We start from the raw sequence: 16,258 nt of genomic DNA on the forward strand, positions 1-16,258 counted from the left end.
ATAGTACAAGTGTGCGACGCAACGCAGCTGCCATGGATACTGCAGCCTGGGCAAAAAAATTATGCCGGAACTTCCTCCATCAGCTCGCGAGGGTCGGTTACCACACCGGTTACTGCTACCGCTGCCGCTACATAGGGGCTTGCCAGCAGCGTGCGGGCACCAGGTCCCTGGCGGCCTTCAAAATTCCGGTTGCTGGTGCTTACTGCATATTTCCCGGCGGGGATCTTGTCTTCGTTCATGGCCAGGCAGGCGGAGCAGCCCGGTTGACGCAGTTCAAAACCGGCAGCGTTTAAAATATCCAGGATACCTTCCTCTTTGATCTGTGCTTCTACAATATGGGAACCGGGAACCAGCCAGGCCGTAATAGTATCTGCTTTCTTTTTGCCTTTTACAATGGAGGCAAAGGCGCGGAAATCTTCAATGCGGCCATTGGTGCAGCTGCCCAGGAATACATAGTCGATCTTTTTACCCAGTATCGCATCTCCTTCTGAAAAGTCCATATAGGCCAGCGATTTTTTATAGGAGGCTTCGCCATCTTTTACTTCGGATGCTTTGGGAATATGATTGGTGATGCCTGTTCCGAGGCCCGGGTTGGTACCGTAGGTGATCTGGGGCTCAATATCGGCTGCATCAAAGTGCAGTTCTTTATCAAATACAGCCCCCTCATCGGTTTTCAGGGTCTTCCAGTACGCAAGGGCCGTATCCCAATCGGCTCCTTTAGGCGCTTTGTCCTTTCCATTGATGTAGTCGAACGTGGTTTGGTCAGGGGCAATCATACCGCCGCGCGCACCCATTTCAATACTCATATTGCACACCGTCATACGGCCTTCCATGCTCATGTTTTCAAAAACCTCACCGGCATATTCTGCAAAGTAACCGGTAGCACCGCTGGCCGTGATCTGGGAGATCATGTACAGCGCTACATCTTTGGGCAGTACTCCTTTGCCCAGTTTGCCGTTGATGGTGATACGCATCTTTTTCGGCTTGGGCTGCATGATACACTGGGACGACAGTACCATTTCCACTTCGGAAGTACCGATACCGAATGCAATGCTTCCGAAGGCTCCGTGGGTGGAGGTGTGCGAATCTCCGCAAACAATGGTCATTCCCGGTTGTGTGATCCCGTTCTCTGGCCCTACCACGTGCACGATCCCGTTCTTTGGACTTCCCAATGCCCATAATGAAATGCCCCATTTAGCGGCATTACTGGAGAGCGCTGCCAGCTGGTTGGCTGATAAAGGATCTTTAACCGGCTGATCCTGGTTCAGGGTTGGGGTATTGTGATCTGCTGTGGCAAATGTACGTTGAGGGTACATTACAGGAATGCCTCTTTTTTCAAGACCCAGGAAGGCCACGGGGCTGGTTACCTCGTGGATAAAATGACGGTCAATAAACAGTACATCCGGTCCATCTGCAATAGGGCGTACCACGTGGGCGTCCCACACCTTATCAAACAAAGTAGTAGCGTTGCTCATTATAAAACTTGAATTGTTATTTAAATATATCCAATTGAATGCCTGTAAAATTAGACAAATTTTTAATGGAATAGTACAATATAAAGCGCCTATTTAGGGAACGGCCTGCTTGTTTGAATTTTTGGAAAGTGTAAAATCTTTTTGAATCTGAAAATCTGAAAATTGGGAGATTGGAAAGTTGTAATTGTCTTTATATGCTGATTATTAGTTTCTTATGGTTGTTTTTTTGCATTGCTTCAGGATCAGCAACTGCACGTCGCCATTCCGGGTGCCCGTTTGGATAGCGTATCGGAACAAAAAATTAATTGGACCGGTTAAGCTGTAAACGCGGGCGCGGGAGGGGTTTGGCCACCTTGCTTTATAAGGGACCCGCTGCAGAAAATGGCGCTTTTCAAAGGTAGTGCTGATCCCGCGGGGCATCAGGTACTTCTGTGCCGGCAAACATTGCTTTGATCCGCTCCGGGGGAGCATTGTGTTTATGGCAAATGTGTCGTTTTGATCAACCGGGCTCCTACAGGAGCTGCGTTTTCCTCTTTAACACCTTGCTACGGTACTTACCGTGCCTGGTTCCGCTCTTTTCACTCAATTTCAATGCGGTAACCCTGTGCTTCTGTGGAAAAACAGGAGCATGTCTCTATTAACCGAGTTCTTTCTGCATTACGTAGTCGTTCATGAAATAGCCGTTGCCGATGTCGATGTCTTCTGTTTTTACGATCTCGTATCCCTGGCTTTTATAAAAGTCAACAGCCTTATTCCGGCGGTTTACATTCAGTAAAAGCTGCCGGGCCCCGTACCCTTTTGCAACGGCTTCCATGCTTTTGAGCTGGTATTTGCCCAGTCCTTTCCCATGCAGTTGCTGCGAGAGGTATATCTTGTGTAGTTTCCAGGATCCGGGCGCTTTTTGTTCAATAGCGGTATAGCCCATATCAACCCCTTTATGATTAAGGATATAATATTCCACGCCCCGCTCCATTTCCTGCTCCAGGACGGAAGGGGCATACATCATCTGCATCATGTAGCTGGTTTGCTCCTGGCTGAGAAGTTGCTCAAAGGCTTTTGGCCAGATATCCAGCGCCAGCTGGTGAATGGCGGCTGCATCCTCAGCGGTGGCTTTTCTTATGTAGGTATCTTCCTGTTGCATCATGGGCAAAGATAGGGGAGGGACGGGATTGTGGCACGGGGCAGCGGTCAGTCTTCTGTTGTCAGCTTTCAGCACCCTTTAAACAATATTCAAACACATTCAACAATGTTCCGCCATACTAAACAAGAAAACTGTCCGTGAACTTTGAGGGGGACCCACAAGGATGTGACGTGAAACCTTAAACTTCAAACCGAAAAGTGATCAGTGAGAAGTGAAACGCACACGAACCTAACCAGAATTCCCCGTATTAGAGATCGTAGGCTAAAGAAAGGCTGAGGGTCCGGTTCCTGAATTCCTCTTTGGTCATTTTTTTGTTTTCGGGCGGAGCGATATTTTTTAGCCCGAGCTGACCATTTAACTGAAGTGTAAAACGTTCGGAAATGAGCAGGCCCAGCAGCAGGCTAATACCCAGATCCGACCTCCGGCCATAATTGAATTTTTGATCATACGGGTCCTGGTCACTGATGTCGGTATATTCGACGGAGCCGTTATCCCAGCCCCGGGGCTCGTAGTCCAGGGTCCACCTGCCACCAAGCCCATAAGCAATATAGCCCCCTGCTCCCAAAAAAAAGCGTTCCACTTCGCCGGGTACCCGGTAAAGGATATTCAGCGGTATTTCTGCATACCAGGGGTTAACGCTTAAGATCCCTTTGTGGATATCGTCTTCATAATCCTGGCGGTATCCCTTTGTACTAAAGGTGAGCCCGGTTTGCAGGTGCAGGGAATGTTGCTGAAGCGTTACCGGTATGGTGGTAAGCAGGCCCAGCTGGTACCCGGGGTTCCACCTGTTTTTGATGGCGACGCCGTTTGATGATTCCTTCCAGGATACTTTGGATACGTTGGCACCCGCATTAAAACTAAGCTTTGTTTGTGCTTTTGTGCCGGTAACGGGCAAATAGTATAAACAGGTCAGCAGCGCGTGGAGCATAAAAGCAGGATATTTCATAAGCAGGTCCCCGGTTTTGTTAACAGTTTTATTTGCGGGATCAAGGTAATGCGTTTTTAAAGGTGTCTGTAAAAAAACGATGCAAAGTTTGGTTAAAATTAAAAAACCGCCCCGGGGGGCGGCTTTGTGTTTCAAGAGTTGGGGACTAACTGTTTTAGAACTTGTATCCGACAGAGATTCCAAACCCGGAGTTTTTCGTTTTTGCATCCGGTTTTTTGCCATCATTATTGGGCACGATGTTCAAAAGGCCCAGTTGACCGTTCAGCTGGAACGATAATTTGTTGGCAAATTCATAACCAAACAGCAGGTTGGCACCGGCATCAAAAGGTTTACCATAGATACTCTTATCATCAGACCCATCTTTGTAGTCGTTTTTGAATTCCAGCTTGCCATCGGTGCCGCCGCTCACGTTGCCCACCCGGCCGTCTGCTTTCCATTTACCGCCCAGGCCGTAGGCCACATAAGGGCCTGCTCCTAATAACAGTTTACCTGCTCCCAGTTCCGGTTTGTAAAGAAAGTTTACCGGAACCTCTATATAGGAGGGAGATACTTTTAAATTACCTTCGTAGGTGTTGCCCCAAAAGCTGCCTGCGTCTTTAACCTGATATCCTTTTGTGCTGAACAAGGCACCCGGTTGTACATAAAACTCATCGGCAACAGGAATGTCAAAAGTTACTCCTGCATGAAAACCCGGGTTCAGCTTGGTATCCGCTTTTTTGTCATTGGCATCTTTGATGGTGGCGTTGGAAAAGTTTGCTCCTGCCCGGATGCCGATCTCTACCTGTGCCATTGCGGCACCGGAGATGCTGACCGCTGCGGCAACCATAAATGCTTTTAATAACTGATTTTTCTTTTTCATAAAATTTAGGTTTAATGATCAATTTTTTTTGAGTGTTGATTATCCTTTCTTGGCTTCTGTTTCGGCATCTGCTTTCATCTTGTCGTTTGCAGAGATCACAAATTCCACGCGGCGGTTTTGTGCCCGGCCGTCAGGCGTATCGTTGGAATACTTGGGAACACTGAAGCCATAGCCTTTGGTGCTCATCCGTTCCAGGGCGATGCCGTGTGAACCCAGGTAGTTGGCCACGCTGGATGCTCTTCTTTCAGACAGGGCCTGGTTATATTTGGCGGTACCGGTGTTATCGGTATGTCCCTGGATCTCGAGGTCCGTATCCGGGTATTTGTTCAGGATCGTGATCAGGTCGTTCAGCGTGTTTTGAGCAGCGCCGGAAAGTGAAGACTGGTCAAAGCCAAACAGTACAGCACTGTTAAACTCTACAGTGATCCCTTCACCCACGCGCTCTACTTTTGCACCCGGAACCTGTTGCTTGATCTCCTCTGCCTGTTTGTCCATTTTTTTGCCAATAATGGCACCGGTTACGCCCCCTACAGTGGCACCAATAATAGCACCTAACCCGGCATTACCGGCCGCTTTCCCAATTACAGCTCCCATAGCAGCGCCACCACCGGTTCCGATGATTGCCCCTTTTTGTGTCCGGTTCATCGAATCGCAACCTGCAAGGGTTAACCCGGTCAATGCGATTCCCAACGATAAATTTCTCAGTTGTTTCATGTTTTTTCTTTTGATATTCATGTTTTGCCAAATAATATGCCAAAACGTAATTTGAAAATTTGACAGTTTGGACTAAAGACCTGTATCCATAAAAAAGGGTTGCCTCAAATTGGGCAACCCTTTGATTTTAACAATTTTAATTGATCCGGATTAATTTTGAGAAGGGGCCGCCTCCGGGCTGGCTTCCGGAGCCGCAGCCGGCACATCCGTTTTTGCCCCGGTATAGGTAATACCTTTAATAACCGGTTTTTTAGTGCTGGTCTTTTTAGCCTTTTTAGCGGTATCGTCGGTCATTTCCACTTCGGGAGCCGTATTCTCTTCTGTTGCATTCATTTCAGGAAATGCGGCAGTGGGTTGCTCTTCATTATATTTGTTGCCAATATTTACATACAATGTATTGGCATCTTTGTCAAAGATCAGGGTGCCTTCCTGGATGGAGCGGCCACTTACCACTTTGCTTTTTGTTTTTGTTGCTGTTGCATCATCTTCAGCGGCTTCCATCGCATCGTCATTGGCCAGGGCCTTTTGTGCCGGGATTTTGTAGGTGGCGGGAGCATCTTTTATTAACGCTTTGAACTTACCCTGTGGCAGTCCGCTCACCCATACAATACCTTTGTTTTCGCCATCCCTGGTAATGGTTACATGGGAAGCGGTCCCTTTTGTATCGGTCAGGTCAAATGTTCCCAGTACCGGAAATATCTCGTTTTCGGTCATTGAATCCGGCATCGGGAGCAATTCCTTGGGTTGGGGCTTATAGTTTCGGGGAACTTCGGGTGTACTTGTCTGAGCAAAGGTTGCCATTGTTACGGCTATTGCTATAATGAATGTAAGAAAAGATCTTTTTTTCATAAATACGTTTTATTTAAGAATGATTCAAATTACCCAACCTACTGAAATTATTATGCCAAACAAGGTGTTTAACCGGAAAAATATATATTTTAATTTTTGCTTATGACGCTTCGGGATTTCCCGGCCGGGATCCGGGATCATGGCGAAGGGCGCCGGGAAGGATTGAATTTCAATATTTCAGGAAACCTGGGGAAAGACCGCACAGCGCTGATGCCTGGCTGATTTCTGGCAGGCGGGCAGATTTGGAAGGAAAAAAAGTGTAGGTTTGTGCCTGTTTTTTTTTGATCATTCCAAATTTGTTATACAATTGAAAGCGGACAATGAACTAATTGAGGTGTCGGGCGCCCGGGTGCATAATCTGAAGAACATCGATATTTCCATTCCTAAAAATGCGCTGGTGGTGATCACCGGGATCAGTGGCAGCGGGAAGTCTTCCCTGGCTTTTGACACTATTTATTCTGAAGGGCAACGCCGTTATATGGAAACGTTCGGGGCTTATGCCCGCCAGTTTATCGGTGATATGGAGCGGCCAGACGTGGATAAGATCACCGGCCTGTCGCCCGTGATTTCGATCGAGCAAAAGACCACCAATAAAAACCCGCGGTCAACGGTTGGAACGATCACCGAAGTTTATGATTTTTTCCGCTTGTTGTTTGCGCGTGTTGGAGAAGCGTATTCCTACAATACCGGTAAGAAGATGGTGAAGTGGAGCGAGGAAGAAATTGTTGACAATATTTATGAGCGCTTCCTGAACCAGAAGATCAACCTGCTGGCCCCTGTAGTGCGTGGCCGCAAGGGACATTACCGGGAGCTGTTTGAAGATGTAAGGAAAAAAGGATTTTTAAAGGTACGGGTTGATGGGGAGATCAGGGACCTGGTTCCCAAAATGCAGGTGGACCGGTATAAGATCCATGATATTGAGATTGTGGTTGACCGGCTGGAAATAAACGCCGCATCCAGGGCCCGGCTGAGCCAGAGCGTGCAGGCTGCCCTGAAACTGGGAAAAGAGCTGATGTTTTTACTGGTAGAGCAGGCCGCACAACCGGTACAATACAGCAAGCAGCTGATGTGCGAAGATACCGGTATCAGCTATGAAGAGCCTTCGCCTAATTCGTTTTCCTTCAACTCGCCCTATGGAGCCTGCCCTTACTGTAAGGGGATTGGCACGGCTTATGCGATCGATATGGAATCGGTATTGCCCAACCCTAAAATGAGCATCAGCGAAGGTGGTATTGCGCCCCTGGGAGAAGAACGCAGCGCCAGCGTGTTTCAGCAGGTGGTGGCGTTTGCCAAAAAGCATAAGATCAACATGAATAAACCGGTAGACGACCTGCCGGCCGGCCAGCTGGAATTGCTGTTGTACGGGGATGGAGGGGCTGACCAGGGGCTTGACCTGGATGGAGGAGATGAGTCGATTCCGGATATCTATACCGGCAGTTATGAAGGCATTATACCTATGTTAAAGCGCTGGTTCTTTTCTACCCAAACCTCCGAATGGCTGCGGGAGTGGGTGGAGCAGTTCATGGTATTAAAACCCTGTCCCTCCTGTAACGGCGCACGCCTTAAAAAAGAAAGCCTGTGGTTTCGTGTAGATAAGCGAAACATTGCAGAACTCAGCAATTTAAACCTGGATAAACTGGGCGATTGGCTGAAGGGGATCGAATCCCGTTTGTCAAAAAAACAGAATGCGATTGCCAAGGATATCTTAAAGGAGATCCGGGAGCGGCTGCAGTTCCTGCTGGATGTGGGACTGACCTACCTGACACTGTACCGGCCGTCCCGGACCCTGAGTGGCGGCGAATCGCAGCGGATCCGGCTGGCTACACAGATCGGATCACAGTTGCAGGGGATCACGTATATCCTGGATGAGCCCTCCATCGGGCTGCACCAGCGGGATAATCACCGTTTGATCACATCGCTGCAAAACCTGCGGGATATCGGTAACAGCGTGCTGGTGGTGGAGCATGATAAAGACATTATGCTGGCTGCGGACTATCTTATCGATATTGGCCCCAAGGCCGGTTACCATGGCGGGCGCGTGGTGGCCAAGGGATCACCCAAAGAGATCCTGAAACTGGATACCATCACCGCGGGGTATCTGAATGGCCATCTGAAAATAGCAACGCCCCCGGAGCGAAGACCGGGCAACGGGAAGACACTGGAACTGAAAGGTGCCACCGGTAATAATCTAAAGAATGTAAGTGTGCAATTTCCGCTGGGGAAACTGATTGTGGTAACCGGGGTCAGCGGCAGCGGTAAATCAACGCTCATTAATGAAACCCTGTATCCCATTTTATCGCAGCACGCCTATCATTCCAAAAAGGCGCCCATGGAGTATAAATCGGTAAAAGGGCTGGAGCATATTGATAAGGTAGTGGAGATCGACCAGTCGCCTATCGGCCGTACTCCAAGAAGCAACCCCGCTACTTATTGCGGATTTTTCACCGATATCCGCACCCTGTTTGCGGCGGTGCCGGAGGCAAAGATCCGTGGGTATAATGCCGGGCGTTTTTCATTCAATGTAAAAACAGGCCGCTGTGATGTGTGTGAAGGGGGAGGCATGCGGGTGATTGAAATGAATTTCCTGCCGGACGTATATGTGCCCTGTGAAAAATGCAATGGCAAACGTTACAACCGCGAAACACTGGAGATCCGCTATAAAGGTAAATCTGTTTCGGATGTGCTGGATATGACGGTTGATGATGCTGTGGAGTTTTTCCAGGCAGTGCCTTCTATTTACCGGAAGATAAAAACCCTGCAGGATGTAGGGCTGGGCTATATAACCCTTGGGCAAAGTGCTGTAACGCTAAGCGGGGGGGAGGCCCAGCGGGTAAAGCTGAGCACGGAGCTTTCTAAAAAAGATACGGGTAAAACTTTTTATATTTTGGACGAGCCAACGACCGGTTTGCATTTTGAAGATATCAAACACTTGCTGCAGGTATTGAACAAGCTGGTGGATAAAGGCAATACAGTACTGGTGATTGAGCACAATATGGATGTGATCAAAGTGGCCGATCATATCATTGACCTGGGGCCGGAAGGCGGCGATGGCGGCGGGCGCATCCTGTTTGAAGGAACACCGGAAGCACTGGTAAAGTGTAAAGAAAGCTATACAGGACAGTATCTGAAAGGGGAGTTGTGATGAGGAGGGAGCATGTTTCCGTGGGGGCTGGGCAAGCTCGAAACGACCGAAAAACACGCTCGCCCCAACGAATAAAAAAGAATGGTCGTCTCGACCGGAGCGGAGAGACCTCCCGGTGATCATCGAGCAAGAGGATATTTCAGAACCTGTATAGTAGCATGATCACGTAGAGGTTTCTCGGCAAGCTCGAAACGACAATGGGGTTAGCTCGAAACGACCGGGGATTTTTCTTGCCTTTAAATAAACCTATTTTAAACATCAAAGATTGCCCTATGAAAAAAGGCGGGTTTATTTACATTTTGACCAATAAGCTAAAAACGGTTTTGTATATCGGTGTAACGTCCAATCTCCGGCGGAGAATATGGGAGCATGCTCACCATGAGAATGAAAATAGTTTTACAGATCAGTACAACGTGACAGGTCTTGTTTATTACGAGTGGTTTGATGTTATTGTTACGGCTATCGAAAGGGAAAAGCAATTAAAACGATGGTCGAGAACAAAGAAAGTTGCATTGATAAAAGTGAAGAACCCTGAATGGAGACTTTTAAATGAGGAGGTTTATGATGAAGTCTATAGCCTTTTGTATTGACAGAGGAAGCATGTTTCCGTAAGGGTTTCTCGGCAGGCTCGAAGCGACAATGGGGCAAGCTCGAAACGACAGTTGGTTGAGCTCGAAATGACGGAGGACTAGGTTCGGGAACCGGATTACCCTAATTCAGTTCCACCGCCACGTTCCAGTTGGCTTGCTTTGAGAGGTATTCGATCAGCTCATTGTTCATCTCAAATCCTTTTCCCCGTGTTAACAGGTCTACGGTTATGTCTTCCTCGCTGTCTTTTATAGAGAGCTTCAGCGTACTGGGGCCTTTATGCGCTTTCAGGTTGGAATGAATAAACTCCACGGCTTCCTTCGTAACCTCTTCTACCGGTAATTCTATTTTCAGATTTTTGGTCTGGTTCTTTATCACGCTTTCTGCAAGACAGATGGAGGTGATCTTAAAGTCAAAATCGCCATTGAACCGCTGTTTGAAATAACCGGTAAGGTACACGGTAGCACCCAGCTGCAGCATGGGGCTGTATTTCATGTAGTCTTCGGAGAAGAGGACCATATCCAGCTTTCCGCTATAGTCCTCAATAATGAAGCTTCCAAACTTGTTGCCGGTCCTGGAGAGGCGGTGTTGCGCATCCGATACCAGCCCCATAATTTTAAAAGAGGCCGCGGAACTCACTTTTTCCTTTTCCTGGTTTTTGTATTCGTTGATGTAGGAGATTTTGCTAATACCATAGTGTTCCATCTCAAAACGGTAATCATCCAGCGGGTGCCCGCTGATAAAGATACCCGTTACCAGTTTTTCATGGTCGAGTTGTACTACCAGCGGCCATGGTGCGCATTCAGGGATCTTGGGTACCTGTACTTCCATCACTTCAGCGAGATCGCCAAACAGGGTATTGGTTGTGGTTTGCGCCTGTGCCTGGCAGATCTGGCCATATTTTACGATCTTCTCCAGGCCATTGGTGGTATCGCCCTGTGGTATATGAAAGTACTGGGCACGATGCAGGTCGGCAAAGCAATCAAAGGCGCCGGCATAAGCCAGGCTTTCCAGCGTTTTTTTGTTTACGGTACGTTGGTTGACCCTTTTGATCATATCGAAGATAGAAGTATAGGCTCCGTTCTCATCGCGTTCCTGGATCAGGCTTTCTACTGCAGCTTCACCCACGCCTTTTAACCCCCCCAGTCCAAACCGGATCTCGCCTTTTTTGTTTACGGCAAATCCTTTTTGCGATTCATTGATATCCGGGCCCAATACCGGCAATCCCATGCGTTTACATTCTTCCATAAAGAAGGTGATCTTTTCCAGGGATCCGGCGTTGTTCAATACCCCGGCCATATATTCGCTGGGGTAGTGGGCCTTGAGGTAAGCGGTTTGATAGGCTACAAAAGCATAGCAGGTAGCGTGCGATTTGTTGAACGCATATTGTGCAAATGCCTCCCAGTCCGTCCAGATCTTATCCAGCTTATCTGCAGGGTGCCCTTTTTGCGAGGCACCTTCCACAAACTGCTTTTTCATTTTGTCCAGTACCGACTTTTGTTTTTTACCCATCGCCTTCCGTAGTACATCGGCATCCCCCTTACTAAAGCCGGCCAGTTTCTGGCTCAGCAGCATCACCTGCTCCTGGTATACGGTAATCCCATACGTGTCCTTCAGATCGTCTTCCATTTCCTGAAGGTCAAAGACCACTTCCTGGCGGCCGTGCTTCCGTTCGATATAGTCCGGGATGTAGGCCAGGGGCCCCGGGCGGTACAGGGCGTTCATGGCGATAAGGTCATCGAAACGGTCGGGCTTCAGTTCCCGCAGGTATTTTTGCATCCCCGCACTTTCAAACTGGAACGTGGCATTGGTTTCGCCTTTCTGGTAGAGTTCATAGGTCTTTTCATCATTCAATGGAATATCGTCGATGATAATATCCAGGTCGTAGTTCTGCTTGATCAGCTTTAGCGCATCCTTGATGATGGTAAGGGTCTTTAACCCCAGGAAGTCCATTTTAATAACACCGGCTTCTTCGATCACACTTCCTTCTATCTGGGTAACCCAGAGGTCGGAGTCTTTGGCAGTACTTACCGGGATCAGTTCGGTAAGGTCCTTAGGCGCAATAATGATCCCCGCAGCGTGGATACCCGTATTTCGCACAGAACCTTCCAGGATCTCGGCCTCATGCAGCACCCTGGCCTGAAGGTCGTTTCCGTTGTATACATCGCGGATCCGTTTTACGTTTTCAAGATCATCTGCACCCAGCCCTTCTTTTTCGGTCAGCGATTTTTCACCGGCTTTTGGGGAAAGCGGGGCATGTAGAACGCGCTTTAAGGAGATCCCCGGTTTTTCCGGAACCAGTTTTGCCAGGGCGTTGGAGTCTGCCAGGGGAAGGTCCATTACGCGGGCTACGTCCTTGATACTCATTTTTGCGGCCATGGTACCATAGGTAATGATCTGTGCTACCTGGTTCTTTCCATATTTCTGTACCACGTAGTCGATCACCCGCTGGCGGCCTTCATCGTCAAAATCCGTATCGATATCCGGCATCGATTTACGGTCGGGGTTCAGGAAACGCTCAAACAGGAGATTGTACTTAATAGGATCGATATTGGTAATGCCGATGCAATAGGCCACCACCGAACCTGCAGCCGAACCCCGGCCCGGCCCGATAAATACGCCGCTGTCGCGACCGGCCTTGATAAAATCACTTACAATGAGGAAGTACCCGGCAAAACCCATGGTTTTGATGGTAAACAATTCAAAGTCGATGCGCTCTTTGGTGCTGTCCGGCATCACGCCATAACGTTGCTGCGCCCCTTCATAAGTCAGGTGCCGGAGGTATTCCCACTGGTTAAGCGAATCTGCTGTAACCACTCCCTTGTCTGTTTTTTCGTCCTCCTTATGCCGCTTAAAATCTTCCGGTATAGGAAAGTTGGGCAGCAGGATGCTTCGTTTCAGATCCAGCAGTTCAATTTTATCAACGATTGCGTTGGTATTATCAATCGCTTCCGGAATATCATGGAACAGCTTGCTCATTTCTTCCGTGTTCTTAAAGTAGAACTGGTCGTTGGCAAAAGCAAAACGCATGTTTTTCATGTTTACATCATCATCCGCAAAATCACCCCGGAAGGCGGGGGTCGACTGCTTTTCGCCGGTATTGATGCAAAGCAGGATATCGTGCGCGTTAAAATCGTCCTGCTCTACGTAGTGAGAGTCATTGCTGGCTATGATGGGCACTTTATATTTTGCGGCAAAGCGGATCAGCACTTCGTTCACCTTCTCCTGGTCGCCAATGCCGTGCCGTTGCAGCTCCACATAAAAATCATCGCCAAAGAGGTCCAGCCACCATTTGAATTCAGTTTCGGCCTCTGCTTCCCCCTTCCGCAAAATGGCCTGGGGAACCGAGGCGCCCAGGCAGCAGGTGGTGGCAATCAGCCCCTCGTGGTATTGCAGGATCAGTTCTTTATCAATACGCGGATACTTCCCATACAGGCCCTCGATGAAGCCCAGGGAGGTCAGCTTGGTAAGGTTCCGGTACCCCTGTTCATTTTTGGCCAGCAGTATCTGGTGGTAGCGTTTGTCCTTCTTTTCTTTGGTAAAGGTTTTTTCGTGCCGGTTTTCCACCAGGTAAAATTCGCAGCCTACTACAGGTTTTACCTTTGGTTTCCCGTTTTCATCGAGGTGCTTATAGGCCTCTGCCACAAACTGGAAAGCCCCATACATATTTCCGTGGTCGCTGATGGCCAGGGCGGGCATGCCATCGGCAATGGCTTTTTTGTATAGTGAGCCGATCGGTGCGGCACCGTCAAGTAAAGAATATTGGGTATGAACGTGTAAATGTGAAAATTTCATGCTGCTAAAATGGGATAAAAACCGTAAAATGCCGGGAGATTTTATGCACACCCGCAGGAAAAAAACAATAAAACCCGTTGTAAAGTTTATGCTTACGAATGGTTGTGTGCTTTTTTTCGATAAGGAAAACTTGATGGCGTTATACTACTTGTATTGTTGTTGTTATAAATATAATTTAAAAATATATAAATATCGGGCAATAAAACTTTACGATCTGCGTTTAGTTAAAATTGGAAAATGGAATTTTAGCACGCTTGTTTGGCTGCTGATATTTTGAAAAAATATTAAAAGAAATTATTTTGAGACATATATTGACGGGACTTAGCGTGATGGTGCTGATGGCTAGCTGCTCGACCGCCTCTAAATTTTTTGCCTCATCAAATAAAAAAGATACAAATACTGAGCTGCAACCCACTCAAAAGCCCAGTCCTGCTTCCAATGTTTATATGGAGCAGGTAACTATTTCTTCCGGTAACTCGAAATCCGATACCCGGATGCAACGTATCGAAAAGAACATTGCATCCAGCGAGGTACGGGACGTAAAAGCGGTACAGGCAGCTGCTATCCTGGTTCCCAGGACTGCCCCGGCAACGGAGCTTCAAAAGAAGTATGCTGCTATTTTAAATGTGCTGCCCAATTCTATCCGCAATAACGATTTGCTGGAAACGATGGACGACTGGTATGGAACCCGCTACCAGTATGGCGGTACCACCAAATATGGTATCGACTGCAGTGCTTTTACCCGCGAAATGTACCGCGGAGCTTATGGTATTGAACTGCCCAGGACGGCCCGCGAGCAGTATGGCCGTGTGCGGAAGATCTCCAGTACTGAATTAAAAGAGGGAGATCTCGTTTTTTTTAATACCACAGGCGGGGTATCCCATGTGGGGATGTATCTTGGAAACAATAAATTTGTACATGCTTCAACCAGTAAGGGCGTTACGATCAGCGACCTGTACGAGGCATACTATATCTCTCGCTTTATTGGTGCAGGCCGCGTAGAAGCCTCATCAGAAGAGTATCTTGCGCACAATAATAACGACGGCGCTTCCGGGGTCAGTAATTAATGATTTTTTTATTAGGAATGAAAGCGCTTCTTTTATAGGAGCGCTTTTTTTTATTCAATGACACTGAAGCGCTGAAGATTTCTGATGAACCTGTGAAGATATGAAGCAGCTGTCAATGCCAAACATGAACGCGTCTTCAAACCAGCACATCTTCAAATGTTAAATTCAGTTCCGGTCTTTCTTCAGCCGCTTTGTCAATGATGCCAGTACGGGCTTCAGGTCTGGGGTAAGGTTCATAAAATATATACCTCCGGTAAACAGTACCAGGATAAAAATACTGCGGGCAAACAAACCCGGAAACCCATGCAGGTTGCGGAACAGCAGCCAGGCCGCCAGGTACACGACTGCACCAAGGATCAGCGTATAGAGTGTTTGCCTGGTAAAAGGGAAGAGCCGGAACTTTTTCCAAAGGAATATGATGCGGACGATATTATAAATGGTAGTGGAAATGAGGTTTGCCACAGGAGGCCCCATCAGGCCATACTTTTTGGTGAAAATATAGGTGAGGGGCAGCATAAACAGCAGCAGGATAATACCGCTTACCAGATCAAATTTCCAGTAAGTAGATGTTCCGATGATCTGGGAATTAACGCCGGTACCCATATCAATGACCCGGGTTAGCCCCAGAAGAATAAAGGGAACAAACCCAAGCAGGAAGCTTTGCCTGAGCTTTAGTGTAACAATGGCATCCGTATAGTTCAGGGCGATCAATGTAAACAGCAGGCTGGCAAAGATCAGCTGGTTGATGGAGGACCGTTGATAGATATTTTGGATCTGGTTTATTTTTTTTTCTTTCCAGGCCTTTGATATATAGGGGATGGAAGCGGCAATAATGCTGCGTTGCGGGGCCTGTATGAGGCTGGTTAAGAACTGGGCCAATGTAAAGATGGAAAGATTTTTCAGACCTTTATCCGTAACAGACGCCAGTACCAGGGAGTCGAACTGCTGGGAGATGGTGAATACCAGCAACCCGGAGTATACAAAAAATATAAAGCGGAGGAGTTTCTTAAAAAAGCGGCGGGTTACTTTGCTGATGCGGAAGGTAAGGTGGATCTTTTTAGTGGCCACCAGGTAAAATAACAACATCAAAGCTATCAGGGGATAGATAAAGGAATACAGCTTAATGAACAGGCCAAAATCGGGAATGACCTTGAGTATAAACAAAATGATCAGCACAGTGGTCAGCAGCCGCCATTGTACTTCTTTTAAAAAGTTGGTAAGGACCGATTTCTTTAAACTCCATCCATATGCTTCCAGGATTCCGAAAATGGTTAATCCCAGCGACATCGGGTACATCCAGTAATAATAATAAACGGCTAAGGCGGAGCCGTTGCTGAATTTCCTTGCAAAGAACTGTTCAAATACAACCCCCAGCACAAAGACAATGACGAAGCCGGCAAGCCCGGTTAACAGCGACCAGGCGATCATGTCATTTTTCCGGGGCTCCAGGTTGTCATTGTAGTAATGATAGAACTTGTAAATAAAAGAAGGCATCCCCAGGGATGCAAAGGAAACGATGACCAGGGTTGTTGAATTGAACAATTGCGTAAGCCCATATTGTTCTTCGGTAAAAAAGCCTTCCCTGCCGAATAAATAAGTGTTTAATGCGCCTACAGCAAAGCCGATATAAATAACGGCAGATGAAATAATACTGTGTTTCCTGATCTCTGCACTCATAGAAC

At 47.7% G+C, this 16,258-nt stretch carries 11 protein-coding genes; 3 read left to right on the forward strand and 8 right to left on the reverse strand.

The annotated features are described in order from the left end of the window. Positions 1 to 59: 59 nt before the first annotated feature. From leuC to BLS44_RS01635, 6 genes are all read right to left on the reverse strand, one after another. Entirely contained in the window at positions 60 to 1,475 is a 1,416-nt protein-coding gene (gene leuC / locus BLS44_RS01605; protein WP_090388265.1) for a 3-isopropylmalate dehydratase large subunit, read from the reverse strand. 637 nt (positions 1,476 to 2,112) lie between these two features. Then, positions 2,113 to 2,619 (reverse strand): GNAT family N-acetyltransferase, encoded by a 507-nt coding sequence (locus tag BLS44_RS01615; protein ID WP_090388267.1) that lies wholly within the window; start codon positions 2,617 to 2,619, stop codon positions 2,113 to 2,115. A 244-nt stretch (positions 2,620 to 2,863) separates the two neighbouring features. Next, complete coding sequence (locus tag BLS44_RS01620) at positions 2,864 to 3,562, reverse strand: outer membrane beta-barrel protein (RefSeq protein ID WP_176954281.1); 699 nt, start codon at positions 3,560 to 3,562, stop codon at positions 2,864 to 2,866. Positions 3,563 to 3,716: 154 nt separating this feature from the next. Continuing rightward, complete coding sequence (locus BLS44_RS01625; protein ID WP_090388269.1) at positions 3,717 to 4,421, reverse strand: porin family protein; 705 nt, start codon at positions 4,419 to 4,421, stop codon at positions 3,717 to 3,719. A 39-nt stretch (positions 4,422 to 4,460) separates the two neighbouring features. Beyond that, complete coding sequence (locus BLS44_RS01630) at positions 4,461 to 5,135, reverse strand: YiaD family glycine zipper/OmpA-like lipoprotein (protein WP_090388605.1); 675 nt, start codon at positions 5,133 to 5,135, stop codon at positions 4,461 to 4,463. 150 nt (positions 5,136 to 5,285) lie between these two features. Then, a complete protein-coding gene (locus tag BLS44_RS01635) occupies positions 5,286 to 5,984 on the reverse strand; it encodes a hypothetical protein (RefSeq protein WP_090388270.1) in 699 nt (232 codons plus the stop codon). A 307-nt stretch (positions 5,985 to 6,291) separates the two neighbouring features. Between BLS44_RS01635 and uvrA the strand changes: the two genes are divergently transcribed. Beyond that, entirely contained in the window at positions 6,292 to 9,126 is a 2,835-nt protein-coding gene (gene uvrA, locus BLS44_RS01640) for an excinuclease ABC subunit UvrA (RefSeq protein WP_090388271.1), read from the forward strand. A gap of 272 nt (positions 9,127 to 9,398) precedes the next feature. Then, the gene (locus tag BLS44_RS01645; RefSeq protein ID WP_090388606.1) at positions 9,399 to 9,716 is read left to right on the forward strand and encodes a GIY-YIG nuclease family protein; all 318 of its coding nucleotides are present in this window, start codon (positions 9,399 to 9,401) and stop codon (positions 9,714 to 9,716) included. A gap of 121 nt (positions 9,717 to 9,837) precedes the next feature. Here BLS44_RS01645 and dnaE read toward each other — a convergent pair whose 3' ends face one another. After that, the gene (gene dnaE / locus BLS44_RS01650) at positions 9,838 to 13,509 is read right to left on the reverse strand and encodes a DNA polymerase III subunit alpha (protein WP_090388272.1); all 3,672 of its coding nucleotides are present in this window, start codon (positions 13,507 to 13,509) and stop codon (positions 9,838 to 9,840) included. A 299-nt stretch (positions 13,510 to 13,808) separates the two neighbouring features. Here dnaE and BLS44_RS01660 point away from each other — a divergent pair, with 299 nt between their 5' ends. After that, a complete protein-coding gene (locus tag BLS44_RS01660) occupies positions 13,809 to 14,576 on the forward strand; it encodes a C40 family peptidase (RefSeq protein WP_245729060.1) in 768 nt (255 codons plus the stop codon). A gap of 165 nt (positions 14,577 to 14,741) precedes the next feature. Here the strand turns inward: BLS44_RS01660 and BLS44_RS01665 are convergent, their stop codons facing one another. Continuing rightward, positions 14,742 to 16,253, reverse strand: coding sequence for an oligosaccharide flippase family protein (locus BLS44_RS01665; protein WP_090388275.1), 1,512 nt, complete (start codon positions 16,251 to 16,253; stop codon positions 14,742 to 14,744). Between the last annotated feature and the right edge of the window lie 5 nt (positions 16,254 to 16,258).

The sequence above is a fragment of the Niabella drilacis genome, assembly GCF_900101395.1.
Taxonomy (GTDB): Bacteria; Bacteroidota; Bacteroidia; order Chitinophagales; family Chitinophagaceae; genus Niabella; species Niabella drilacis.

Bases quoted from the DNA above. Each gene is read 5' to 3' on its own strand.
- BLS44_RS01630 (WP_090388605.1), bottom strand. From the start codon at position 5,135: ATGAAACAACTGAGAAATTTATCGTTGGGAATCGCATTGACCGGGTTA.
- BLS44_RS01615 (WP_090388267.1), bottom strand. From the start codon at position 2,619: ATGATGCAACAGGAAGATACCTACATAAGAAAAGCCACCGCTGAGGAT.
- BLS44_RS01620 (WP_176954281.1), bottom strand. From the start codon at position 3,562: ATGAAATATCCTGCTTTTATGCTCCACGCGCTGCTGACCTGTTTATAC.
- leuC (WP_090388265.1), bottom strand. From the start codon at position 1,475: ATGAGCAACGCTACTACTTTGTTTGATAAGGTGTGGGACGCCCACGTG.
- BLS44_RS01665 (WP_090388275.1), bottom strand. From the start codon at position 16,253: ATGAGTGCAGAGATCAGGAAACACAGTATTATTTCATCTGCCGTTATT.
- BLS44_RS01635 (WP_090388270.1), bottom strand. From the start codon at position 5,984: ATGAAAAAAAGATCTTTTCTTACATTCATTATAGCAATAGCCGTAACA.
- BLS44_RS01645 (WP_090388606.1), top strand. From the start codon at position 9,399: ATGAAAAAAGGCGGGTTTATTTACATTTTGACCAATAAGCTAAAAACG.
- dnaE (WP_090388272.1), bottom strand. From the start codon at position 13,509: ATGAAATTTTCACATTTACACGTTCATACCCAATATTCTTTACTTGAC.
- BLS44_RS01625 (WP_090388269.1), bottom strand. From the start codon at position 4,421: ATGAAAAAGAAAAATCAGTTATTAAAAGCATTTATGGTTGCCGCAGCG.